Annotated in this window: 23 protein-coding genes; 10 read left to right on the top strand and 13 right to left on the bottom strand. The window is 69.8% G+C overall.

Annotated features, from left to right (window positions below; genetic code table 11):
- Window positions 1–10: 10 nt before the first annotated feature.
- From OG741_RS36945 to OG741_RS36935, 3 genes are all read right to left on the bottom strand, one after another.
- Window positions 11–2,305: a transglycosylase domain-containing protein gene (locus OG741_RS36945; protein ID WP_405605088.1), complete on the bottom strand. Its 2,295-nt coding sequence runs from the start codon at window positions 2,303–2,305 to the stop codon at window positions 11–13.
- Between the two features lie 169 nt (window positions 2,306–2,474).
- Entirely contained in the window at window positions 2,475–3,251 is a 777-nt protein-coding gene (locus OG741_RS36940; RefSeq protein WP_405605086.1) for an alpha/beta fold hydrolase, read from the bottom strand.
- Between the two features lie 267 nt (window positions 3,252–3,518).
- Window positions 3,519–4,598: a PP2C family protein-serine/threonine phosphatase gene (locus OG741_RS36935; RefSeq protein ID WP_405605084.1), complete on the bottom strand. Its 1,080-nt coding sequence runs from the start codon at window positions 4,596–4,598 to the stop codon at window positions 3,519–3,521.
- A gap of 332 nt (window positions 4,599–4,930) precedes the next feature.
- Between OG741_RS36935 and OG741_RS36930 the strand changes: the two genes are divergently transcribed.
- Entirely contained in the window at window positions 4,931–5,329 is a 399-nt protein-coding gene (locus tag OG741_RS36930) for a hypothetical protein (protein ID WP_405605082.1), read from the top strand.
- A 45-nt stretch (window positions 5,330–5,374) separates the two neighbouring features.
- On the opposite strand, the gene OG741_RS36925 is transcribed toward OG741_RS36930, so the two are convergent.
- From OG741_RS36925 to OG741_RS36900, 6 genes are all read right to left on the bottom strand, one after another.
- Window positions 5,375–5,800: an Asp23/Gls24 family envelope stress response protein gene (locus OG741_RS36925; protein WP_405605980.1), complete on the bottom strand. Its 426-nt coding sequence runs from the start codon at window positions 5,798–5,800 to the stop codon at window positions 5,375–5,377.
- A gap of 182 nt (window positions 5,801–5,982) precedes the next feature.
- Complete coding sequence (locus OG741_RS36920; RefSeq protein ID WP_405605080.1) at window positions 5,983–6,150, bottom strand: hypothetical protein; 168 nt, start codon at window positions 6,148–6,150, stop codon at window positions 5,983–5,985.
- 34 nt (window positions 6,151–6,184) lie between these two features.
- Window positions 6,185–6,541, bottom strand: a complete 357-nt coding sequence (locus OG741_RS36915; protein ID WP_405605078.1) for a PRC-barrel domain-containing protein — start codon at window positions 6,539–6,541, stop codon at window positions 6,185–6,187.
- Between the two features lie 258 nt (window positions 6,542–6,799).
- Complete coding sequence (locus OG741_RS36910; RefSeq protein ID WP_328665966.1) at window positions 6,800–7,015, bottom strand: 4-oxalocrotonate tautomerase family protein; 216 nt, start codon at window positions 7,013–7,015, stop codon at window positions 6,800–6,802.
- Window positions 7,016–7,038: 23 nt separating this feature from the next.
- The gene (locus OG741_RS36905; protein ID WP_405605076.1) at window positions 7,039–7,947 is read right to left on the bottom strand and encodes an SDR family NAD(P)-dependent oxidoreductase; all 909 of its coding nucleotides are present in this window, start codon (window positions 7,945–7,947) and stop codon (window positions 7,039–7,041) included.
- An 82-nt stretch (window positions 7,948–8,029) separates the two neighbouring features.
- Window positions 8,030–8,776: an SDR family oxidoreductase gene (locus tag OG741_RS36900; protein WP_405605074.1), complete on the bottom strand. Its 747-nt coding sequence runs from the start codon at window positions 8,774–8,776 to the stop codon at window positions 8,030–8,032.
- Between the two features lie 155 nt (window positions 8,777–8,931).
- Between OG741_RS36900 and OG741_RS36895 the strand changes: the two genes are divergently transcribed.
- The gene (locus OG741_RS36895; RefSeq protein WP_405605072.1) at window positions 8,932–9,090 is read left to right on the top strand and encodes a hypothetical protein; all 159 of its coding nucleotides are present in this window, start codon (window positions 8,932–8,934) and stop codon (window positions 9,088–9,090) included.
- A 52-nt stretch (window positions 9,091–9,142) separates the two neighbouring features.
- Entirely contained in the window at window positions 9,143–9,400 is a 258-nt protein-coding gene (locus OG741_RS36890; protein ID WP_405605070.1) for a hypothetical protein, read from the top strand.
- A 45-nt stretch (window positions 9,401–9,445) separates the two neighbouring features.
- On the opposite strand, the gene OG741_RS36885 is transcribed toward OG741_RS36890, so the two are convergent.
- Window positions 9,446–10,090 (bottom strand): TetR/AcrR family transcriptional regulator, encoded by a 645-nt coding sequence (locus OG741_RS36885; protein WP_405605068.1) that lies wholly within the window; start codon window positions 10,088–10,090, stop codon window positions 9,446–9,448.
- 211 nt (window positions 10,091–10,301) lie between these two features.
- On the opposite strand from OG741_RS36885, the gene OG741_RS36880 reads away from it, so the two are divergent.
- The 4 genes from OG741_RS36880 to OG741_RS36865 are packed head-to-tail and all read left to right on the top strand — an operon-like array spanning window position 10,302 to window position 15,163.
- A complete protein-coding gene (locus tag OG741_RS36880; protein WP_405605978.1) occupies window positions 10,302–10,853 on the top strand; it encodes a 2Fe-2S iron-sulfur cluster-binding protein in 552 nt (183 codons plus the stop codon).
- Window positions 10,850–11,842, top strand: coding sequence for an FAD binding domain-containing protein (locus OG741_RS36875; RefSeq protein ID WP_405605067.1), 993 nt, complete (start codon window positions 10,850–10,852; stop codon window positions 11,840–11,842). The genes OG741_RS36880 and OG741_RS36875 overlap by 4 nt, the downstream gene beginning before the upstream one ends.
- Window positions 11,839–14,022 carry a xanthine dehydrogenase family protein molybdopterin-binding subunit gene (locus OG741_RS36870; RefSeq protein WP_405605065.1) on the top strand — a complete coding sequence of 728 codons (2,184 nt, stop codon included), beginning with the start codon at window positions 11,839–11,841 and terminating at the stop codon, window positions 14,020–14,022. The genes OG741_RS36875 and OG741_RS36870 overlap by 4 nt, the downstream gene beginning before the upstream one ends.
- A complete protein-coding gene (locus OG741_RS36865) occupies window positions 14,015–15,163 on the top strand; it encodes an XdhC family protein (RefSeq protein ID WP_405605063.1) in 1,149 nt (382 codons plus the stop codon). The genes OG741_RS36870 and OG741_RS36865 overlap by 8 nt, the downstream gene beginning before the upstream one ends.
- A gap of 37 nt (window positions 15,164–15,200) precedes the next feature.
- Here the strand turns inward: OG741_RS36865 and OG741_RS36860 are convergent, their stop codons facing one another.
- Window positions 15,201–15,671: a cupin domain-containing protein gene (locus OG741_RS36860; RefSeq protein WP_405605061.1), complete on the bottom strand. Its 471-nt coding sequence runs from the start codon at window positions 15,669–15,671 to the stop codon at window positions 15,201–15,203.
- A gap of 137 nt (window positions 15,672–15,808) precedes the next feature.
- Here OG741_RS36860 and OG741_RS36855 point away from each other — a divergent pair, with 137 nt between their 5' ends.
- Window positions 15,809–16,576 (top strand): hypothetical protein, encoded by a 768-nt coding sequence (locus OG741_RS36855; protein ID WP_405605059.1) that lies wholly within the window; start codon window positions 15,809–15,811, stop codon window positions 16,574–16,576.
- Between the two features lie 235 nt (window positions 16,577–16,811).
- Window positions 16,812–17,693 (top strand): S1 family peptidase, encoded by an 882-nt coding sequence (locus tag OG741_RS36850; protein ID WP_405605057.1) that lies wholly within the window; start codon window positions 16,812–16,814, stop codon window positions 17,691–17,693.
- A gap of 58 nt (window positions 17,694–17,751) precedes the next feature.
- Here OG741_RS36850 and OG741_RS36845 read toward each other — a convergent pair whose 3' ends face one another.
- The gene (locus tag OG741_RS36845) at window positions 17,752–20,682 is read right to left on the bottom strand and encodes an ATP-binding protein (RefSeq protein WP_405605055.1); all 2,931 of its coding nucleotides are present in this window, start codon (window positions 20,680–20,682) and stop codon (window positions 17,752–17,754) included.
- A 325-nt stretch (window positions 20,683–21,007) separates the two neighbouring features.
- On the opposite strand from OG741_RS36845, the gene OG741_RS36840 reads away from it, so the two are divergent.
- Complete coding sequence (locus OG741_RS36840) at window positions 21,008–22,126, top strand: isoafricanol synthase (protein WP_405605053.1); 1,119 nt, start codon at window positions 21,008–21,010, stop codon at window positions 22,124–22,126.
- A 17-nt stretch (window positions 22,127–22,143) separates the two neighbouring features.
- On the opposite strand, the gene OG741_RS36835 is transcribed toward OG741_RS36840, so the two are convergent.
- Window positions 22,144–22,794 carry a TetR/AcrR family transcriptional regulator gene (locus tag OG741_RS36835; protein ID WP_405605052.1) on the bottom strand — a complete coding sequence of 217 codons (651 nt, stop codon included), beginning with the start codon at window positions 22,792–22,794 and terminating at the stop codon, window positions 22,144–22,146.
- Between the last annotated feature and the right edge of the window lie 17 nt (window positions 22,795–22,811).

The raw sequence follows: 22,811 nt of genomic DNA, 5'->3' as shown, positions 1-22,811 counted from the left end.
GAGGGAGGCGTCAGGGTTCCCCGGACGAGGGGCTGGTGCTGGGCTCGCCGGGCGGTTCCGTAGGCCCCGGCGAAGGAGTGGACGGAACAACCGTCGGATCCGGGGGCGTCGACGGCACCACCGTCGGCGTGCTCGGACCCGGCGAAGGCGTAGGCGGAACCACCGTCGGCGTGCTCGGACCCGGCAGAGGCGTGGGTGTCGGCGTCCCGGCCGGCGCGGTCGACGTGGGCTTTCGGGCGGGCGCGGTGGTGGGGCTGTCGGTCTCGGTCGCCGCCAACAGCTGGAAGTCCTTCACCGGCTGGCCCTTCAGGGCCGCGGCCATGTAGGTGGTCCAGATCCGTGCCGGGTAGGAGCCTCCGTTGACGCGGCTGATGCCGGCGGCGGTGCCGAGAGAGATCCGTGTATGAGTCTTGGGATCCTCGGCGAACATGGCCACCGAGGTGGTCAGCTGCGGGGTGTAGCCGACGAACCATGCGGAGAGGTTGTTGTCCGTGGTGCCGGTCTTGCCTGCGGCGGGCCGGCCCAGGCCGGTGGCCCGGTAGCCGGTGCCCTCCGTGCTGACGACGCCCCTCAGGACCGAAGTGACCTGGTCGGCGGTGGTCCGGGAGAATGCCTGGATGTCCTTGTGGCCGGGGAGTTCGTACGACTTGTTGTTCCGGGTGACCTTCTGGACCGACCACGTGGCGATGTGCCGGCCGTGGTTGTCGAAGGTCGCGTACGCCTCGGCCATGTCGAGCGGGCTGGGGGCGGCCACGCCGAGGGTCAGGGAGGGGTTGGGGCTCATGTCTGGCGTGTCGGGGGGAAGGCCCGCGGCGATGGCGGCCCTTCGCACGCCGGCCAGACCGGCGTCCGCGCCCACCTGCGCGTACACCGCGTTCACGGACTTCATCATCGCGCTGCGCAGGGTGATCCGGCCGTAGTCACGATCGTCCTGGTTGGGCGGGCAGTAGCGCAGGCCTCGGGGCAAGCCCTGGACGCAGCGGCGGCTGGTGCCGTCGTAACGGGTCCCGGGCGTGATGGTGCGCCCGTCCTGGGTGGTGGCGTGGTGCTGCAACGCGGCCGCGAGGTCGAACGGCTTGAACGTGGAGCCGGCCTGGAGGTCGTGGCGGATGGCGTCGTTGTAGGACTGGGAGGCGTAGTCCGGCCCGCCGTAGGCAGCGAGGATCTTTCCCGTGGAGGGGTCCACGGAAGCGGCGCCGACGCGGATGGCCTTGGCCTTGCGGGTGTCCGGCAGCCGCCGCAGTTCCTTCTTCACGGCCGCGACCATGGCGTCCTGGTTCTTCTTCTGGAAGGTGGTGGTTATGTGCCAGCCACCCGAGGCGAGCGTGGCGTCATCCATGATCTTGTTGTCGACGAGATAGCGGCGGGCGATGTCGATGAGGTACCCGGCCTGGCCGCTGACCCCGGGGGTCGGGCGGGGGGCCTTCGGCGTGGGGAACGCCATCCTGGCGCGCTCTGCGCTGCTGAGGCGGCCGAGTTCGACCATGCCGTCCAGTACGTAGTTCCAGCGTGCAATGGCCGCGGCCCTGTTCGCACCGGTCGCCGTGGAGACGTCGTACACGCTGGGAGCCTTGAGCAGGGCAGCGAGGTAGGCGCTCTGCGGGACGTTCAACTGTGAAGCGCGGACGCCGTAGTACGCCCGTGCGGCGGCCTGGACGCCGTAGGCGTTGCGGCCGAAGTAGCTGGTGTTCAGATACCCGGCCATGACGGCGTCCTTGCTCTGTGTCTCATTGACCTTGATCGCGATGACGGCTTCCTTGACCTTCCGGCCGAGGGTCTGTTCTTGGGTGAGGTAGTAGCTCCTCACGTACTGCTGGGTGATCGTCGAGCCGCCCTGCAGTCCTTTGCCGGTCACGGTGCGCCAGGCTCCGCGCAGGATGCCGCGGACGTCCACCCCTTTGTTGGAGTAGAACGTCCGGTCCTCGGCAGCGACCACGGCATGCTGCACGTTGACCGAGATCTCGGAGAGGGGCACCGATGCGCGGTTGACCGCGCCGGTACGGCCCAATTCGGTGCCGTCGGCGTAGTAGTAGATGTTGCTCTGATTCACGGCGGCGGCGTTCGGGGCGGGGACCTGGACGCTCAGGTAGAGGGCGGTGAAGGCGGTGACGGAGAACAGCAGCACGGTGAGCAGGCCGCCGAGCACCATCCGCCAGGTGGGGAGCGTCCGGCGCCACCACGGCATCGCATGGCGCGCCGCCCTGCGCATCTGCCGCGCCTGCATGCGGGCCTGCTTCGTGGTCCGCAGCAGGTCGCGCCAGTTGGCATCCGCTGGGACGGCCGATTCGCTCGGCCCGCTGCTCATGCGTACGCAGCTCCTCTGACCGGCACCGTCGCGTTGCGCCGGGTGGCGCACAAGGGGCCGGGTGCGGTGCGCCGCTCCGTATGTGCCTTATTGTGCAGCACCTTCCCTTTTGGCGCCCGACCTTTGCTTGACGAAGACCTCCAGAGGATCCACCCGGCCGCCTACCGCCTCATGCTCGGCCGGTCACGAACGAGTCGAGCGCCGCGGTCAGTTCCGCCGGCTTCTCCACCGGCAGTTCGTGGCCGGCATCCACGATCCGGACCAGGGCGTCCGGGTAGGCCTTCGCCATCCGCAGCATCTGCGCGACGGGCAGCTGAATGTCGTGGTAACCGTGCACCAGCAGGGTGGGCGTGCGGATCTCGCCGACCCGGTCGAGGACGTCGAAGGTCCGCATGGCGGCGTAGCACGTCATGACCACCTCCCGCGGCGTGGCCGAGGACGCCCGGATGTACTCGCGGATCTCCTCGCGCGGATGGCCGGGAGCAAAGGCCCGCTGAATGTTGGCCGCGACGAACAACTTGAACGGCGCCAGCGTGGATGCCGCCATCAGCAGGCCCCTCCCACGGCTGTAGGTCATCCTGCTGATCGAGTTCACCAGCACCAGGCGCTCGATCCGCTCGGGATGGCCAAGGGCAAGGGTCTGCGCGATCATCCCGCCCATGGAGTGGCCGACGGGTATGAACCGGTCGACCTTCAGCTGGTCGAGGAGGACGATGACGTCACCGGCCAACTCCTCGATCGTCCGCGCCGACCCGTCGCTCTCGCCGTGCCCGCGCAGGTCGAGCCGTATGACCCGTCGCTTCGTGGCGAAGTGTGCCATCTGGTGGTCCCAGCGGTGCCGGTTGGCCGTCCAGCCGTGAATGAACACCAGGGGGACGCCGTCACCGTCGCGAGGGCCCTCGTCGTCGTATGTGAGGGCTGCGCCGTCGAGAGCGAGCTGCGGCATGGGTCGTTGCCTCCTGGAGCGCGTTCGGGTACGGCCGGGTGCTGCCTCCGCCCGCCCCGGATGCCGTCGCCGCCGCTTGCCGAGGAAGTCGAGGATGTGCCCGAACACGTCGAGGCAGCGCCCCGGCCGAGAGGTGTCCAGGTGACCGTAGTCGGGAATTTCGGTGTACGCCACGTCCAATTGCGGCTGCCGACGGCCGAGTACCTCGTTGCAGGCGGGGCCCCGGCAGAGGGACGTGGTAGCTCACCACCGCGTTGCGGGAGGTGGTCAATACCTTCTGTCACTTGGTTCGTTGTCGAGCCGGTCAACCACGATCATCGCCACGTCGTCCGCCATGCGGCCCTCGGTATGGCGAATCAACCCCTGGTGCAGTAGTTCCAGGAACTCGGGCCCGGTGGAGTGGTGCACTGCTTCCATGGCGTCGGACAGGGCGAAGAATTCGTTGTCGGCATTGCGGGCTTCCACAACACCGTCGGTGTACAGCAGCAGACGGTCGCCCGGTGCGAACGGATAGCTCTCCGCCTTCTCCGGAGGGCCGGTGATGAAGTCTTCCAAGCCAAGGGGCGGCAGGGGTGAAGTCGGCATCAGAGCCTGAACCTTGCCCCCGTTGAGCACCAGCGGAGGCACATGGCCGCGGTTGACCAGCTCCACCACCGGTCCGTCCAGCACTTGTGCCACGATCGCGGTGACGAAGGATTCCGCCTGTTCGTCCTCGTCGTCCTGGTCGATTCCACGCGGCATGGCGCGCTCCCGTCGCAGCGCTGCCGCGCAGTGGTTGATGACCTCCACCAGGTCTTCTTCATAGTGCACGGACTCGCGGAAGGCACCCAGCACGGCGGCGGCTGAGCGCACGGCAGGAAGCCCCTTGCCGCGCACGTCTCCGACGATCATCCGAACGCCGTACCGGGTCTGCACGGCCTCGTACAGATCGCCACCGATCTGCGCCCCCTCTTCTGCCGCGACATACCTGCTGGCGGCTCGTACGGGACCGAGCCGGGCAGGTACGGGCCGCAGCAGCACTCGTTGTGCCGCCACGGCGATCCGGCGTACCTGGTTGAGCTCGTTCTGCCTCTGGGTATACACGGCGCTACTGGTCGTGACACTGGCCGCCGAGACCAGTAGCAGAGCAACGAAGTTGGTGTAGACCTGTTGGCTGCCCCACGCTTGGTTGTAGGTCGCCGTGGCAATGCCGATGAGCAGAGCGAAGCCCGCCGCCGCGAGGGTGCCTTTGGGGCCCATCGCAACCGCAGCGAGCGCCGGTGTCGCGGTGAGGAGAGGACCGGTGTACAGAACGTGCGCAGGCGAGAACTCGATAGCCACCACGAGCAATGCGATGGCGAACGGCACACACTCCGCGAGTGTGAACACCACCCGGCTGTGACCGCCTGCCCCTGGTCGAGGGGCATAGCGGAAGAGCGACCGCATGGATACAGCCTGCCTTGTCGAGGCGCCATGCTCCACTCGGCGGTACCCACAGCACCCGCGGCCGCTGACGTCCGGGGGAAACCCCTACCTCGGAGGTTCATGCAGGCACCATCGATCCGGCGTGCTTCGACTGTGATCGTGGATCCATGCAGATCACACAGCAGTCACATAGCCGTTCCGCCCGTTCGTTCGTTTCGAAGACCTTGGGCAGGCCGGGACAGACATGGGTCTGGCGGGGCATCACGTTGTTGCCGGTGTCGGCTGCCCGGTTCATGCGCAGCGCATCGAGGGGGCGCTTCGCCGAGGCGTCCGCGGCACTCGTGGGGGCGGGGCTGGGGCTCGTCGCCTGGCTCGTCATCGTGATCAGCGCCCAGGCGGCCGTAAATGGCGCCCTCTACCCGCTCTTGGATGCGCACGATTACCGCAACTCCTGGGGAGGCCCCACCCTGGCGGGTGCCTGGGCGACACACGCGGCGCTGGCCGTGCCGATCGTCGTGGCTGCCATATGGGTCCTGCGTGGCCTGGTCGCACTCGGTTCCCACGATCAGGAGTCATCCGCCGGATCGAGGTCCCAGTGGTGGAGCAGGCCGCTCGCCCTCCTGCTGGCCGCAGCAGGAGCCGTGCTGTTCGTGGGATGGATCAATCAGCTGTGACCCGGGCGGTGTTCGCCCACCGGGTCCCGGTCACCCGGCGGTTGGCTACTGCACGCGACCTTCCGTTTCCTCGTCGGCTTCCTCGTCGGGCAGGTGAACGTCGTTGAAGGCGATGTTGACTTCTACGACTTCCAGGTCAGTCATACGCTCCACGCTTGCGATGACGTTCTCGCGTACCTCGGCGGCAACGTCGGCGATGGCGAACCCGTAGTCCACGACGACCGCGAGGTCGACGGCGGTCTGCCGCTCGCCGACCTCGACCCTGACGCCGCGGGTGACGCTCGGGCGACCGCCCGGGACCATTTCGCGTGCCGCGCCCATTGAGCGGGAAATCCTGCCTCCCAGGGTGTGGACACCCGGCACTTCGCGTGCCGCTGTCCCGGCGATCTTCTCCACCACCCCGTCCGCGATGGCTGTCCTGCCCCGTATGCCCGGCGCCGTCCCCGGACCGGTCTCGTGGGCCTGCAGCACCGTTTCCCTCTGCGGGCGGGATGCGCGGGGCTCGTTGGTGGGAATTGCTGTGCTGGTCGGCTGTGTCACCTGAAGCCGCCTCCTCGGTCGTAGGGCCACGGCAGATGTTTTCGGTGTGAAGGACTTGGGGCTCGGACTGTCCGCGGCTGCGGGCGGAAATGGCCGCGCTCCAGTGATCGTTGTCATCGCGCCGGGCGTCGCCTCCGGCTGGACAAGCGCACGGCGGCGACGGTCAGATCGGCCACGAACAACACGATGCCGATGACGAGCAGATATCCCACTCCTTGCGCCACGGCACCGATGAGTCCCAGCACGATGGCCACGATGATCAGGAGCAGGAAGAGAACCATGTCGCGATCGCATCCTCTGGACTTACGCGGGCGGTCAACGACGCGCGAGCTGTCGTTCGCCGTGAGTTCCCGGCTGGTACGCCATGCCGTAGTGCTGGAAGATCGCTTCCTCCCCGTCCGCGGGCAATACGTCGTCCGTGCCGATCCAAGGGGCCCTTTTCACCAGCGCCCGGGCATAGGGGACCCTGACGTACCCGGGTCCGACGATCGCGTCGTCGACGGGGACGAAGACCAGGCGGCGGCGCGTGGGCATGCCCGTGCGGACTGTGGCCATGGCCGGTTCGTCGGTGGTGGTGTCTACGTAGACCGCCTCGAGGACACCGATCTTGTGGCCGCCGGAGTCCACCACGTCATGGTCGCGCCACTCACGGATGTCGGCTGCCTCGATCATCGAGCTGTCCCTCGATCGCGTGCCCCGTCCCGTCGTCATGCAGGCCAGGCCAGTCAACATCTCCGGGCCGGGCCGTTGCGTTCCTACTCTCAGCCTGCCCCTGTCTGCCGTCGGGCGCCACGCGGGGCACAACGCCAACGCCCGAGCGCCCATCGGAAGCATCTGGCTCTTGCGTCACTGGACTCCCCGGCCGGCGGGTGCCGGCCGGGGAGCGCCAGGTACCGGGCTGTGCCCGGCTGCCGTGCGTGGTGCGGTGGTTCAGTCGTCCTGGCTCTGCTGGAGCCTCGCGAGGGTGAGGACGTCGCCGCCGATGCCCCAGCCGCCGTCGGTGACCTCCTCGACCAGGACCAGGGTGGTGGCGCGGGCGCGTTCGCCGTAGATCTCGGCGTACAGGTCGGTGGTGCGGGTGATGATCTGCTCCTTCTGCTTCTCGTCGAGGGTGCCGGCGGGGACCTTGAAATTCGCGAACGGCATGGTTGTTCTCTTTCTGTTGGGGGTTACAGGGAGCTGCCTGCGGTGAGCAGGTCGGCCAGCCCGGCGCGGCGGAAGAAGTCGGCGCGGATGCGGTCGGCGACCGCGGAGACGACTTCGCTGCCGTCACGGCTGGGGTCTGTGTGGGTACGCAACGGCCGCGTGCCCGCGGGCATGTCCACCAGGCATACGACGGCGTCGGCGACCTGGGCCGCGTCCGCGTCCGGCGGGATGAGCGCGGCCAGTCGCTCGTCGAGGCCGGCCAGCAGAGCGCCGTAGCGCTCCTCGTACGCGACGGCCCGGGCCGTGTCGGCGGGCGCGCCCGCGTGGACGAAGTGGTTGGTGCCGGAGGTGAAGGCGCCGGGGACGACGATGGCGGTGTCGATGCCGAAGCGCAGTACTTCGGCGGCGTAGCTGACGGCCAGGGCATCCATGGCCGCTTTCGCCGCGAAGTACGGCCCGACGAACGGCGGGCAGCCGCCTCGGGTGCTGGAACTGCCGATCCACACCAGCAGACCCTCGCCGCGGGCGCGCAGGTGCGGCAGCGCGGCACGGTTGACGCGTTGGGTGCCCAGGACGTTGATGTCGTAGAGCTCCGCGAGCTGGGCCGGGGTGAAGACCTCGGCCGGTCCGGTGGCCATGTGTCCGGCGTTGTGGACGACCACGTCCAGGCGGTCTCGTGCCGCCAGGATGTAGGAGACGGCGGCTTCGGCGGACTGCTCGGAGGTGACGTCGAGTTCGACGGCATGCAGGTCGCAGTCGTAGTCGGCGGCGTAACGCTGTAGGTCGTCCACCGCGGATGCGTTGCGCGTCGCGGTCTGCCGGATCCCGGCGTACACCGTGTGGCCGGCGCCGGCGAGGGCACGTACGGTCAGCGCTCCGAAGCCGCTGGAGGCCCCGGTCACCAGGATCGTTCTCGTCGTGTCGGAGGGCATGCGCGTCCTTGTCCGTGTTCGGCTGCGGCTTCGCCGCCAGGAGTGGGTGGTTGAGCACCGTGCGCGAGGGTCGGCGCTGCTGTCAGACGATGCCGCCGTTGGCGCGGACGACCTGTCCGTTGACCCAGTGGCCGGCCGGGGCCGCGAGGAATGCGACGACCTCGGCGATGTCGGTGGGGGTGCCGAGCCGTTCCAGCGGGGGCTGGGCGGCCAGCCGGGCGATCGTCTCCTCGTCCTTGCCCTCGAAGAACAGGTCGGTGGCGGTGGGGCCGGGGGCGACGGCGTTCGCGGTGACATCCCGGCCGCGCAGCTCCCGGGCCAGGATCAGCGTGAGTGCCTCCACGGCGCCCTTGCTGGCGCAGTAGGCGCCGTAGCCGGGGGAGGCCAGCCCCACCACGGACGTGGAGAACATGACGATCGCCCCGCCGCGGCGGACCTTCCGGGCGGCCTGCTGGGCGACGACGAAGGTCCCGCGGATGTTGGTGCGGTGCAGCGCGTCCAGCTCGGCCAGGTCCAGGTCGGCGATGGTGGACGTGTACGCCCGCCCGGCGGCGTGGACCACGACGTCGACGCCGCCGTACTCGGACTCGGCGGTGGCGAACAGCGCGGCCACGGCCTGCTCGTCGGCGACGTCGGCCTGGACTGCGACGGCCCGGCCGCCGGTCGCCGTGACGTCCTTGACGGCGGACTCGGCCAGCTCCCGGTTGCCGGCGAACCCGACCACGACCTGATCGATGTGGTTCCGCCCGGCGGGCTGGCCGTCGACCGGCGGCTGGTCCTGCGGCTGTGGCTGGAGAACCTCAGGTTCCGGTCCGCCCTGGCCCGCCACGGCTGGCAGCCCATGGCCACGGCCCTCGACCGTCCGCCCACCCAGGGGAACACCCCGGTGTGCCGGCCGCTGCTGTTCGACGCGATCGAGTCCGCGGCGGCGTCAGCTTCTCGCTCCCCGGAACCTCCCGCCAGTGCACCACGGTCTCCCTGGCGGTGGATTCCGTCCTGCGGGCTTGCGGGTACGCCGCCCGGCCGGCCGTCCTCGGCGAGCACGACCAAATCTTCCTCCACGCGTGCGTGCGCGTCGGAGCGCACGTCGTCGATCCGGGCGACACCCTCCCCGAGCTCAGGGAGTTCACGCGTCTCGGCTGAGCCGACCACCAGGAACAACGGAATCCGGATCCATGGATCCAGAGGAGGAATCGTGCCCTTCTTCACGTCCCAGGAACGCAGCGAGCTCGAAGCGAAGCTCTACCAGCTCTCCAACCTGCTGGCCGGGCTGGCGATCGGCACGAACCCGCCGGGCATGGTGGACGAGATGCTGCCGGTGCTCTCCGACGAGATCACCGCGCTCGCCGGCCAGATCCGGGACGCCGAGGGAACCGGCTCCCTCAAGCGGGCTCGCGCCAAGGGCATCTCCTACGCCCACGGCTACCTCCTCCCGCACAGCCAGCCGCTCTAACACCACTTCCAGGAGCTGACCGCGGAACTGCTCGCCCTATAGCGCTCAGGTCCGCCCCTCCCCCGCCCCATCCGCCTGGGACCCGCCCGCTCCGGACGCACCCGCCCGCAGTCCGTCCATCACGATGTCCATCAGTCGCGTCGCACGCGGCTGCCAGTCGCTGTGCGGGTCGATCTGCCAGAGCCCGGAAATGGCGAGCACGAAGTCGTCGACGGTCAGCCCGGGGCGGATGGTGCCGGCCTCCTCGTTCGCGTTCAGCAGGAGCGTGACCGCCTCGGTCACCGGGCCGTGACCCAGGTGGGCCAGACTGCCGGACGAGCTGGTGGCCTTGCGCAGCGCGTCGGCCAAGCCGGCCTTGGCCATGGCGTACTGGGCCAGGCGGTCCATCCACTCCCTCAAGGCTTGATCCGGTGGCCGGGTCTGGAGCAGCTGGGCAGCGGCGTCCGCGACCTGCTGCATCTCGTAGCGGTAGACCTCCAGGACGAGGGCCTCGCGGTTGGGGAAGTTGCGGTAGAACGTCCCCTGCCCGACGCCCGCCTTCTTCGCGATCGCGCTCAGTGGGGCGTCCGCGGCCCGCGTCAGCTCGGCCAGCGCGACTTCCAGGATGCGCTCGCGATTCCGTTGCGCGTCCGAGCGCAGAGTGGCGCTCTTGTCTTCCTGCACTCGTCCTCCTTCCGGAATCACAGCCATGCCCGGTCTTGCTAACCGGACAGCTGTCCGCTAAGTTCAATGACTAGCGGACAGGTGTCCGCTTAGGTCCACCATAGCGGGGGATCCGGACAGTGTGGCCGACCGGTGCCATCGTCACTGGTTCATTCACCCGCATCGCCCTCTCCCTCCCGGACTGTCTGCCGGGATCGTCTCGTTCGACGCGCATCAGCAATGCGAAAGAAGGCTGATCATGGCCCCATCGACGTCCAGCGCCATCACCCTGAACATCAATGGCGAGAAGTACACGCTGCCCGTCGACCATCGCACCACCCTGCTCGACGCCCTGCGCGAGCATCTCGATCTGACCGGCACGAAGAAGGGCTGCGACCAGGGCCAATGCGGCGCCTGCACGGTGCTGCTCGACGGGCGCCGGGCAGTTTCCTGTCTTCAGCTCGCGGTCGCGGCCGAGGGGCGCGCGATCACCACCATCGAAGGCGTGGCCGATGGCGAGCGGCTGCATCCCGTGCAGCAGGCCTTTCTCGACCTCGACGGCTATCAGTGCGGTTACTGCACACCGGGGCAGATCTGTTCGGCCCTCGCGGTGATCGAGGAACACGCGGCGGGCTGGCCGAGCGCCGTGACCGACGATGTCCGGCCCGAAGCGGGAGTGCCTGCGCTCACCGCCGAAGAGATCCGCGAGCGGATGAGCGGCAACCTGTGCCGCTGTGGCGCCTATGTGTCGATCGTGCAGGCGGTCGCCCGGGCGGCAGAGGCGTCCGAGGCCAAGGAGGCGGCGGCATGAGGGAATTCGGCTACGAACGCGTCTTCGACGTCTCCGGAGCGGTCGCCCTGCTCGGCGCCGACCCCGACGCCCGCTTCCTCGGCGGCGGCACCAACCTCGTCGACCTGATGAAGGCCGGCGTGGAAAGGCCCGCCCTGCTCATCGATGTACGTGAACTTCCCCTCGACGGAGTCGAGTTCAGCCACGACAGCGGGCTGCGCATCGGCGCGACCGTCACCAACAGCGATCTCGCGGCCCACCCCGACGTACGGCGTCACTACCCGGCGTTGGCGCAGGCTGTCCTGGCCGGTGCCTCGGGACAGCTGCGCAACATGGCCACGGTCGGCGGGAATCTGCTCCAGCGCACCCGCTGCGGCTACTTCACCGACCTCAGCAAACCGTGCAACAAGCGTGCCCCCGGCAGCGGTTGCCCCGCCCTCACCGGCGAGCACCACAACCACGCGATCCTCGGCGCCTCCGAGCACTGCGTCGCCACCCATCCCTCGGACATGGCCGTCGCGCTCGCCGCCTTCGACGCGGTCATCTCGTACGAAACGGCGGACGGGCCGGGCGAGTTGCCGATCGCCGATTTCTATCTGCCGGTGGGCGACACCCCGCACATCGAGACCGCCCTTCCGCCCGGCGCGCTGATCACCGGCGTCACGCTGCCGCCGGCTCCCGTCGCCGCCCACTCGCGGTACCGCAAGGTGCGCGAGCGCGCCTCGTACGCCTTCGCGATCGGCTCGATCGCCGCCGCGCTCGACGTCCAGGACGATGTCGTACGCGAAGTGCGCCTCGCGTTCGGGGCGGTCGCGTCCCGGCCGTGGCGGGCTCGTGCGGCCGAGCGGGTGCTGATCGGCGGCCCGGCGAGCGCGGAGGCGTTCGCCGCCGCGGCGGATGCCGAACTGGCGGCCGCCGAGGCGCTTCCCGAGAACGGATACAAGGTGACGTTGATGCGCAACCTCGTCGTGGCCCAGCTCACCGAACTCACCGAGGAGGCCTCCCGATGACCACGACGACCGACATCGCAGCCGTGACGGGAGCCGTCGGCGCCGCGCGCATCCGCCTGGAGGGCCGCGACAAGGTCACCGGGGCTGCCCGCTACGCCGGAGAGATCCCCTTCGCCGAACTCGCGCACGGCTGGCTGGTGTTGTCGACCGTGGCCCGTGGCCGTGTCCGCTCCGTGGAGGACTCCCCCGTCCTTGCCATGCCCGGCGTCCTCGCCGTGCTGCACCACAGGAACGCGCCGCGCGTCGACACCGACTATGTCGGCATGCTGGGGCGGCCGAACCCGGTCCTCGGGATCTTCCAGCACGACCGGGTGCCCTTCGTGGGCTGGCCGGTGGCGTTGGTGGTGGCCGAGACGTCCGAGCAGGCCAGAGAGGCCGCCGAGGCCCTGGTGGTGCGATACGACGAGGAACCGCACGACGTCGCGTTCTCCTCGGGACGTTCCGATGCGTACACGCCGGAGGACTCCCCGATGGTCCAGGCCAGGACGGAGAAGGGGGACGTAGAGGCTCAACTCGGCGCTTCCGCAGTCGTCGTGGACGAGGAGTACACCACGCCGGAGGAACACCACAACGCGATGGAGCCGCACGCCGCAACAGCTCGCTGGGACGGTGGCCGGCTCGACGTCGTCGACTCCAACCAGGGCAGTACCTGGGTGGCGGGCGAACTCGCATCGCTCTTCTCACTCGATCCGGCTTCCGTACGCGTGCGGGCCGAGCATGTCGGCGGCGGCTTCGGATCGAAGGGCCTGAGCCCCCACCAAGTCGCCGCCGTGATGGCCACGACCGTCCTCCACCGCCCGGTCCGCGTCGTCCTGACCCGCCGCCAGATGTTCTCCCTCGTCGGTTACCGCAGCCCCACGGCGCAGCGGATCAGGCTCGGCGCCGACGCCGACGGGCGGCTGCGCGCCTTCGACCACCGGTCGCAGAGTCTGACCTCGACCGTGCACGAATTCATCGAGTCGAGCGCCGTGATGGGGCGCGTGATGTACGACGCAGACGCGCACCACACCCTTCACCGGCTCGTACGGCTCGACGTGCCGACCCCGACCTGGATGCGCGCACCGGGCGAGGCACCGGGGTCCTTCGCCCTCGAATCCGCCCTCGACGAACTGGCCGAGAAGTGCGGCATGGACCCGATCGCGCTGCGCGCGCGCAACGAACCCGAGACGGGTCCCGTGTCCGGGCTGCCGTTCAGCAGCCGCAATGTGCTGGCATGCTTCGAGGAGGGCGCCCGCAGGTTCGGCTGGGCGGACCGCGACCCGCGGCCCGGCCTGCGCCGTGAGGGGCGCTGGCTGCTCGGGACCGGAACGGCCGCGGCCACCTACCCCTCGGGAGTCGGCCCGTCCACGGCGGCAGTGACCGCGGAGCCGGACGGAACCTTCACCGTGCGGGTCAACGCCACGGACATCGGCACGGGGGCGCGGACCGCCATCGCCTCGATCGCCGCGGACGCGCTGGAGGTGGATCGGAACCTCATCCGCCTGCACATCGCGGACAGCGACCTCGGTCCGGCGATGATCGCCGGCGGCTCGACGGGCACCCGCTCCTGGGCGTGGGCGGTGACACTCGCCGTGGCCGAGCTGCGGGAGCGACTGGCCCTGGGGAGCAGCATTCCCCCGGAGGGGATCACCGCCCGGTCGAACACCGCCGAGGCCATCGGGGCTCTCGCGCAGAAGGAACGGCACTCCTTCGGGGCGCACTTCGCCGAGGTCGCGGTGGATGTCACCACCGGTGAGGTGCGCGCGCGACGGCTGCTCGGGATCTACGCCGCGGGCACGATCGTCAACCCGCTCACGGCCCGCAGCCAGTTCATCGGCGGGATGACCTGGGGACTGTCCATGGCCCTCCACGAGGAGGCGATCAGGGACCAGGCATCCGGCGGCCTCGTCGGCGCCGACCTCGCCGGCTATCACTTCGCCGCGCACGCCGACGTCCCGCTCATCGAGGCGGGCTGGGTGGATGACCCCGTCCCGGACGACCCGGTCGGGATCAAGGGCATCGGCGAGATCGGCATCGTGGGCGTTGCCGCCGCGATCGCCAACGCGGTGTGGCACGCGACCGGCGTACGCCACCGGGACCTGCCGATCCGTCCCGACCGCGTCCTGCGGGCGGCAGACGAAGCCAGGCATCGGGCGGAGGAGGCCCGGAGTCGGCCGGAGGAGGAAGTCCGGAGTGCTTGACATCGCCGAGGAGTTGAACCGCTGGTTCGATCAGGGCCGGGACTTCGCCGTAGCCACCGTCGTGACCGTCGGCGGCAGCGCGCCACGCGGTCCCGGCGCCGCGCTGGCAGTCGACAGTCACGGCACCGCCATCGGTTCCGTCTCCGGCGGTTGCGTGGAAGGGGCGGTGTACGACCTGTGCGTCCAGGCGCTCCAGGACGGCCGGACGGTGCGCGAACGCTTCGGATACAGCGACGAGGACGCCTTCGCGGTGGGACTCACCTGCGGCGGCGTCATCGAAGTCCTGGTCACGCCGGTGCGCGCGGACGCGCCGGTGTTCCGGGCGGGGGTGTCGGCGGCGGCCCGAGGAGAGGGGGCGGCACTGGCCAGGGTGGCCCGTGGCCCGGACGAACTGCTCGGCAGGGCGCTGCTCGTCCACCCAGACGGATCGTACGAGGGCGGCCTCGACGCCGATCCGGAACTGGACCGGTCGGCGGCGGCGGAAGCCCGCGCGATGATGGACACCGGCCGCACCGGCACGGTCGAGATCGCGGAGGACGGGTCGCGCTGCCCGGGCGGCGTGACGCTGTTCGTGGAGTCGAGCGTGCCGCCGCCCCGGATGATCGTCTTCGGTGCCGTGGACTTCGCGACGGCGCTCGTACGGGTGGGCAAGTTCCTCGGCTACCACGTGACTCTGTGCGACGCCCGGCAGGTCTTCGCCACCCGCGTCCGCTTCCCCGAGGCCGACGAGCTCGTGGTCGACTGGCCTCACCGCTACCTCCGGCGCACGGCGACAGACGAACGAACCGTCCTTTGCGTGCTCACCCACGACGCCAAGTTCGACGTGCCGCTGCTGGAGACCGCCCTGCGGCTGCCGGTCGCGTTCGTCGGCGCGATGGGCTCGCGCCGCACCCACGAGGACCGCAACCGGCGCCTGCGCGAAGTCGGCGTCACGGAGGGTGAGTTGGCCCGGCTGCGCTCCCCCATCGGCCTCGACCTCGGGGCCCGCACTCCCGAGGAGACCGCCCTGTCCATAGCGGCGGAGATCGTCGCGACGCGCCGGGGCGGGACGGGGGTTCCGCTGACCGGTTCGGGGACGCCCATTCACCATGACACGGACGGGAGGGAGGCAGGCAAGGCCCGCTCCCGAACGTCGGCATGACCATGGCTCAAAGGTCCGCGCGAGCGCGCGCTCTCGCTCAGTTCGCGGAGGTCGTGCGGTACCGTCCGCGGAACTCCGCCAGCAGTTCGTCAGTCACCTCGGCGCCTGCCGCAACCGCCGCGTGCACCTCGCGGAAGTACCCCTCGTATCCGGCGGGAGTGTAGAGGCACAGGGCTCGCGCGGTCCGGGTTCCGGCGTTGCGGAATCCGTGTGGTGTGCCGCGCACCGCGGCCAGCAGGCCACCCGGACCGGCCGTTATCTCACCGTCGCCGTTGTGGAGGGTCAAGTCCCCTTCCAGTACGTAGAAGTACTCGTCGTGTCCGTGGTGGACATGGGGACGCGCGCCCACGATCCCCGGGCTCAGTGTGAACTCCTCGAAGGCGAACCGGCCTTCGGTGTGCTCGGCGGTCAGCCTGAAGAAATGCCCGACCCCCGCCACGTCGATCAACTCCCCGTCTTCGGGGCGGCGAAAGAGCGGGCGGCGGTCCGGCGATTCATACTCGATCATCGTCGCATCATGGCAGAGACCAGCAGCGAAGCGGCCGCTGAGGGCCGGACCCTGACATGAGGTCAGGGGCGGCTCAGGGTACGGCGAGGGGGCTTCCCGATGGCGGCCCTGCTGTGTGCGACAGCAGGCTGGGACTCATGCAGACCACCATTGAGAAGCGCCCCGCGACTGTCCGCCGCGGGGCCGCCGGACTCGCTGTCGCCGCCACCCTCGCCACCACCGTCGTCGGTGCGGCCGTCGCTCCCGCCGTCGCCGCTGACGCGCCTCCCACCCCCTCGTACGACTTCAGCGACTGCCCTGAGATCCCGGCCGGTGTCGACGCGCCCCGCTGGAAGTGCGAAGTCCTCACCGCTACGGGCTCGTTGACCCTCGGAAGCCGAAGCATTCCCGAATTGGCGCCGATGACCATCACCCATGCGGAGGGACCGCTGCCCGACGGAAGCAAGGGGCAGGTCTGGGGCGCGCTGCGCGGCGCGCCGACGCGGGTCCCCGGCGGCCTCCTCGGCAACGCCGCCGGCGACCACAGCCGCCTGCTGTCACTGTCCCTGCAGCCCGAGTACGGCGGCCGATCCGACTTCTACTCTGCCGGGACCAGCCTGGGCCTGTTCACCATGCGCTTTCGCGCCCTCAGTCCGTTGCTGCCGCATGGTTGCGTCATCGGTGGCGACGCCCCGATCGAGCTCCGGCTGGAGCGCGCGGGCGCCTCCCAGTGGGTGTCGAAGAACCCGTCGATCATCAAGTTCGACGCTTACGACGATGTCTTCACCGCCCCGGCCGCCGACGGCTGTGGCCCTCTGGGCGGCCTCGTCAACGACCGGTTCGGCCTCCCGGCGAAGGCCGGGAACACGATCACCTTGTCCGCGTACTACACCTTCAAGACGTACGACCAGCTTTCGCCGCGCTGACGTCTTTCCCGGTCAGGCCGTGCCAGGGGGGTTGCCCACGGCACAGCAACTCGCCTTCCCGAAGCGGCCGGACACCGCCCCGCGTACCCGGTCCCTGTCGGCACTCTTGTGGCCGGTCCCCGACTGCCCGATACTCCACCGCAGCGCTTGTCGGGGACACGTCACCGCGTTGCCCCTGGCTGCGCCTCACGGGCCTCTCACCCCCCGGGCCCCTCCCATCCCCAGGAGGAGATCAGTGAGGATCGAGCGCACCACCCCCCGTCGTGGCACCGCGAGACGCATCCAGATGCTCGCTGCCGCAGCCGGTCTGGTAGCCGCCACCGTGGTCGCCCTGCCCAACGCGACCGCGGCCACCCCGCACACGTACAGCGCCACACAGCTCTCCCGGGTCAGCGAAGCGGTGCAGAAGGCCGATGTCGGCGGCACCGCCTGGCATGTCGACGGCACGTCGGGCAAGGTCGTCGTCACCGCCGACAGCACCGTCTCCCGCGCCGGCATCGCAAAGATTAAGAAATCGGCGGGCGCCGAAGCGGGCGCGATCACGATCGAGCGGGCATCCGGCGTCTTCGCCCCGATGCTCTCCGCGGGAGATGCCGTCTACGGCGGCGGCTACCGCTGTTCGCTCGGTTTCAATGTCGTCAGCGGCAGTACGTACTACTTCCTCACCGCGGGCCACTGCGGCGACGTGGCCAAGACCTGGTACACCAGCTCCAGCCTGACCACGCTCATCGGCCCGACCATCAACTCCAGCTTCCCGGGCAACGACTACGCCCTCGTGCGCTACGACAACGCCTCGCTCAGCCACCCGGGCGGCTTCACCGCGGCGAACGCCTACGTCGGTGAACCCGTCAAGCGCACCGGCTCCACGACCGGCACGCGCAGCGGTGCCGTCACCGCGCTGAACGTCACGGTCCACTACACCGGCGGCGGCACGGTCCGCGGCATGATCCAGACCAACGTCTGCGCCGAACCCGGCGACTCCGGCGGACCGCTCTACGACGGGACCAAGGCGCTCGGCATCACTTCCGGCGGCAGTGGGAACTGCTCCTCCGGCGGCACGACGTTCTACCAGCCCGTTCCCGAGGCCCTGGCCAAGTACAAGGTCAGCGTCTACTGATCCCGCACCGCGGCGCCCCCACGGGAAAAGCGAACCCGTGGGGGCTTCGCCTCACGGCTCAGTCACCCGGTGTCGGCCGTGCGCCGTCGTGCTTCCCGATCAGCCGTGTCAGGCCCTCGTGGTCGGAGCCGACCTTGCGGTAAATGTCCGACAGCATGCGCGTCACGACCGGGTCCTGAGCGCCCAGCGCTTCCGCGATACGGGCGTTCGACCAGCCCCGGGCAGCCCATTCGGCCACGGTCCGCTCCTGCGTGGTGAGCGATTCCGTGGCCGTGGTGCGCAGTTGGACCGGCCACAGACCAGCCGCGTCCAGCTCCTCACGAGCTCGCGCCGCGAGGGCGTCGGCTCCGCACTGAACGGCGCCTTCCAGTCCGCGGTGAAGCTGCTCGGCTGCGTCCTGGGGCAGTCCGACCTGGCGCAGTGCGATGCCGTGGTCCACCAGCGCACACGCCAGGTCGTAGCCGGACGGGGAGCGCTCGAGGTGTTCGACGGCTTCGGCCAGCAGGGTGACCCGTTCCGCGCCGCGGGCCACCGAGGCCATGGCACGCAAGGCCTGTCCGATGGCGGACTGGGTACCGAACCGGCGGGCTCTGCGGACGCCTTCGGAGGCGTACTCGAGGGCCCGTTCAGGGTCGTCGACTTTCAGCGCCTGGGCCAGGTGGAGCTGCCAGGGGCACCAGGCGGGGTTGCGCATGCCGCGCGGTTCGAGCCGCAGACCGACCTGGGCAAGCTGATGCTCGGCCTCGCGATGCATGCCGAGGGCGAGCAGCAGCTCGCTGTAGACGGTCTGGGAGTCCGGGTACACGACGGCGCTGGGCACGACATCGCCGTAGCTGTACATGGTGGCGAGTTCCTGGGCGTCCTGGGTGCGGCCCCGGGCGAGCAGGATCTCGATGAGGATGCCGATGGCGAAGTACTGTGCGGGCACCTGGTGCCCGACCCTGTCCGCGATGCGCAGTCCTCCGCGGACCAGGCTCTCGGCCTCGTCAAGGCATCCGCGGCGATAGCGGATATACCCCAGAAGTGTGTAACCGAAGGACAGATGAGCTCCGCGCCAGCCCTTGGTCTCACATTCCGCGATGCCTCTGTTGAAGAGTTCCTCCGCGCGCCCGGGCTGGTCGCAGTACATGAAGGTGAGAGCGACCAGGACCGGAACCTCGAAACCCCACTGCTCGTCGGTCCACTTGAGGCCCTCGCCGAGGGCTTCTTCCGCGTAGTGGAGCGCGGTGGCGGCGGGCTCGCCGCGCACCATGGCGTCCCAGGCACGCAGCCCGAGGATGTACCGCTCCGCCGTGCCGCGGCCGGTGAGGTGCTCGGCGAGCCTGGCCAGCTTTCGTGAGCGGGCTGGCGAGTCCTGTTCGTCGGCCCGGAAGGCGTTCCACATGAACTGCTCCGCCTGCATGCGCAGCCGGGTCCTTGCGTTGGTGGCTCCCCGGGCGGCTTCGGCAACCGTCTCGGCGGCCTCCGCCATGCGGTCCGAGTGGCCGAGGGCCTGCGCCAGCCGGTAGACGATGGCTTCGCGCAGGGCGGGGTCGAGAACGGGCTCGTCCAGTGCGGCCCGCAGATGGTTGACCGTGGTCGCCGGTTCGGTCAGCAGCGCTGAGCAGCCGAGTTCGAACAGCACATCGGCCCGCTCCTCCAGCGCGGGTGGCTCGCGCAGTGCCCTGGCGAGGCAGCGCCGGGCAGCCTCGGGAGCACCCGCTCTGAGGTATTCGCGGGCGGCTTCGCGGAACTGCCGCACGGCCCAGGGGTCGCTCTCGGGGTGCACCTCCAACAGGTGCCGGGCAGCGGTGGTGGCGCCCAGGCCGGCGCTTGAGACAACAGCGGCGGCCTGCCCGTGCATGGCTACGCGGAACGCCGCGGGAATCGCCCGGTAAACGGCGGTGGCGACGAGCGGGTGGAAGAACTCCAACCGGTCGTCGTCCGGGGCGTCGGGAGCCGGGTCGGCGAGTATACGGGCCTGGCGCAGCCGGGCGACGGCGTCCGCAGACTCGGCATCGCCCAGTCCGCCGACGCTCGCTGCCAGACTCCGGGACGCCTCGGCGCCCAGCACGGCTGCACTCCAGGCGAACCGGACGGCGGAGGTGCCGAGCCGCTCCAGCCGCTCGATGAGCCCGCCGCCCTTCACGGCGGAGGCGAGCTCCCGCAGTTCGGGCACGTGCACGACCTGCGGTTTCAGCCCGCGATCGGCGACCCTGGCGGTGAGTTCGACGGTCTCGAAGGGGTTCCCTCCGGTGACCGCCCAGGCCTCGCGGCAGAATCCCTCGTCGGCTTCCTCACCCAGGGTGTCCCGGACGATGCGGCTCACCGCGCCAGGGGTGAACGGTACGAGGTCGAAGGGGCGCGACCCATGGCGTTCAGTAAGTCTGCCGAACGCCACCGCGTCGGCGGGGAGTTCATCGGAGCGATAGGCCACGACGAGCAGCAACGGGAGCTCACTGACCCGCGGTGCGAAGCCGGTGAGCCAGGCCAGCGACTCGGCGTCGGCCCAGTGAGCGTCGTCCACCATCACCACCAGCGGCGCCTGTTGGACGGCGAAGCGGGTGGCGATCCAGTCCAGGCCGTCCCGCACTCCCTGCGGATCGGGTGAGCCGTTGCTGTTCCCGGCTACCAGGCCGACGGCAGGGGCGACGATTTCGTACCAACTGCCAAGTATCTTGCGGTGTTCCTTCTCGGTGGCTGCCGCGAGTACGGGCTGGACGAGCTGGCGTACGACGTGGAAGGCGACGCCTTGCTCCTGCTCTCCTCCGCGGGCGAAAAGCACTGTGCAGCCGCGAGCCACGGCCTTCCTGCGCACCTCTGTGAGGAGAGTCGTCTTGCCGAGTCCCGCCGGCCCGGCAAAGGTCAGTAAGCCGCCGGTACCCGGCGCGGCCGAGCCCGTGGACGACCCGCTCAGGTCGGTCAACAGAACATCCACTGCCGCGAGTTCCGCGTCACGTTCCAGCAGCAGCCGACGCGGTCGCCCCGGCCGGTCTCCTGTGTAGGTCACATCCGTTTCCTTCGACCGTGTGTCGTCCGAGTACGCGAAGAGTACGCCCTCGGAGACGGTCCGTAGCCCTCGCGGCGGCTTTTGCCCCATGAGGACGAAATTCTGGTAACACCGGTGACCGCACGGCGGTTACCTCTCACCCCGCCTCGCTCACACTGCGCCGCAGAGGGCGCGCACGCGGTCGCGTGCGCCGGTCTTACGCCCCATCGCACCCGTCGACCACGGCCGTACGCGTGATGCGGCGCCTAGGGTCGAAAGAACGCCAAGAATGCGCCAGGCGTGCATCGTCGCGGCGGGACGCGCCGCGGACACCCAGGGGGTGTGTATGGCGAACGCGATGACTTCCGGCCGCAACCGGGCGCTCACGGACCCTACCCGGCGCACCGCCGCGATCAGGATTCCGTTCCCCGCCCGCTTCAACCCTCATGCGGAGCGGGCCCGGCGGCACTCACTGCAGTGGCTGCAGGAGACGGGATTGCTGACCGGGGAAGCCGTGACGGCTGAGTACGACGCGCTCCGGCTGGAGCGATTAATGGCGTATTTCTACCCCGACGCCACAGGCAACGACCTTGAGCTGGCGGCCGACTTCAACGCCTGGTTCTTCATCTTCGACGACCAGTTCGACGGACACCTGGGGATGCGCCCCGAGGCGATCGAACCCGTGGTGGACTCCCTCGTACGGACCATGACGACGGACGGCGCGCCCCAGGTGTCCGGCGGGCACGGCCCGCCGCTCGTCCAGGGATTCCGGGACATCTGGCGCCGGGCAACCGCCCGCACACCGTACAACTGGCGGCGTCGTTTCCGTACGCACTGGCAGGCCTACCTGGCCGCCCACCTGGGGGAAGCACGCAATCGCAGCGCGCAACGCCTGCCTTCCCTGGAACAGTTCCTCAAGGTCAGGCGCGACTCCATAGGGGTACAGCCCTGCCTCGACTTCACCGAGCGGTGCGGTGGTTACGCGCTGCCGGACGAGCTGCACGGCTCCTCCCCGCTGCGGGAGATGCGTGAGATCACCGGCGATGTGGTCATCTTCGTCAATGACATCGTCTCGCTCGTCAAGGAACTGGCCGCCGGGGATGTGAACAACAGCGTCATCGTCCTCCGCGAACAGAAGGGTTGCACCCTGGACCAGTCCGTCGCGTACATCGCCGCCCGCGCGAACGCGCACATGGCCCGCTTCGCGCAGCTCACGGCGGCTCTCCCGAAAGCGCTGAGCGAGCGAGGCGTGCTCCCGGAGGTGCGCGGGCACATCGACCACTACGTGGAGGGCATGGGTCACCTGATGGCGGGCAACCTCGCCTGGTCCCTTGCGACTTCCCGCTACGACGAGACCGGCATTGCCGCCGTGAGCGGCGGGCGGCAACGCCCTTGGGCGTACCTCGCCGTGACACGCGAGTCCTCTGACGAAGGTGCCGGGCGGAACGTGCCGACAGAGAGTTGAGCACCACGCTCGCAGGGTCAGCGTGTGAGGCCCGCGGAGAGAGTGGTGAGGGTGCGCTCGACGACCGCATCGCGCTGGTCGGGCGGCAGCTGGGCGAGCGGGCCGTCGAGGATGAGCAGCGCGAGTCCGTGGACGGCCGACCAGGCGGCAACCTCCGCCGCGGGCCGGTTCTCCGGCCGCATCCGGCCCGCGGCCACGAGCATGTCGAGCGTGTCCGAGAGCAGTACGAACGCCGCGAACTCCGGCCTGGACTCGGGGGCTTCGAGGCCGGTGAAGTCGCCGCTCTGCGCCAGGGGCGTACGGCAGAAGGCGGTGCGGTAGAGGCCCGGGTGCTCGATCGCGAACCGGACATAGCCGCGCCCGATCGCCTCGGCCCTGCGAACGGCCTGTTCACCCGGGTCGTCGAGCCCGGGGAGCACGCGTACGGCCTCGGCCATCGAGTCGGCCAGCGCCTGCTGACCGACGATCTTCACAGCCTCGAGGAGATCTCCCTGGCCGGTGAAGTGGCGGTACGCGGCGGTGGGTGACACGCCGACGCTGCGGGCCGCCTCGCGCAGGACGACACGCTCGGGGCCGCCTTCGGCCGCGAGCTCGACGGCGGCCTCGATCAGCGCGTTGCGGAGGTCGCCGTGGTGGTAGCGGGACCTGGTGCCCGTGGTCGATTCCATGAGCCCATTCTGCCCCA

The sequence above is a fragment of the Streptomyces sp. NBC_01410 genome (assembly GCF_045040195.1).
GTDB lineage: Bacteria > Actinomycetota > Actinomycetes > Streptomycetales > Streptomycetaceae > Streptomyces.
This window is presented reverse-complemented; position numbering and strand designations above follow the sequence as displayed.

Bases quoted from the DNA above. Each gene is read 5' to 3' on its own strand.
- OG741_RS36945 (WP_405605088.1), bottom strand. From the start codon at position 2,305: ATGAGCAGCGGGCCGAGCGAATCGGCCGTCCCAGCGGATGCCAACTGG.
- OG741_RS36940 (WP_405605086.1), bottom strand. From the start codon at position 3,251: ATGCCGCAGCTCGCTCTCGACGGCGCAGCCCTCACATACGACGACGAG.
- OG741_RS36920 (WP_405605080.1), bottom strand. From the start codon at position 6,150: ATGGTTCTCTTCCTGCTCCTGATCATCGTGGCCATCGTGCTGGGACTC.
- OG741_RS36915 (WP_405605078.1), bottom strand. From the start codon at position 6,541: ATGATCGAGGCAGCCGACATCCGTGAGTGGCGCGACCATGACGTGGTG.
- OG741_RS36910 (WP_328665966.1), bottom strand. From the start codon at position 7,015: ATGCCGTTCGCGAATTTCAAGGTCCCCGCCGGCACCCTCGACGAGAAG.
- OG741_RS36905 (WP_405605076.1), bottom strand. From the start codon at position 7,947: ATGCCCTCCGACACGACGAGAACGATCCTGGTGACCGGGGCCTCCAGC.
- OG741_RS36885 (WP_405605068.1), bottom strand. From the start codon at position 10,090: ATGGCTGTGATTCCGGAAGGAGGACGAGTGCAGGAAGACAAGAGCGCC.
- OG741_RS36880 (WP_405605978.1), top strand. From the start codon at position 10,302: ATGGCCCCATCGACGTCCAGCGCCATCACCCTGAACATCAATGGCGAG.
- OG741_RS36875 (WP_405605067.1), top strand. From the start codon at position 10,850: ATGAGGGAATTCGGCTACGAACGCGTCTTCGACGTCTCCGGAGCGGTC.
- OG741_RS36870 (WP_405605065.1), top strand. From the start codon at position 11,839: ATGACCACGACGACCGACATCGCAGCCGTGACGGGAGCCGTCGGCGCC.
- OG741_RS36860 (WP_405605061.1), bottom strand. From the start codon at position 15,671: ATGATCGAGTATGAATCGCCGGACCGCCGCCCGCTCTTTCGCCGCCCC.
- OG741_RS36855 (WP_405605059.1), top strand. From the start codon at position 15,809: ATGCAGACCACCATTGAGAAGCGCCCCGCGACTGTCCGCCGCGGGGCC.
- OG741_RS36840 (WP_405605053.1), top strand. From the start codon at position 21,008: ATGGCGAACGCGATGACTTCCGGCCGCAACCGGGCGCTCACGGACCCT.
- OG741_RS36835 (WP_405605052.1), bottom strand. From the start codon at position 22,794: ATGGAATCGACCACGGGCACCAGGTCCCGCTACCACCACGGCGACCTC.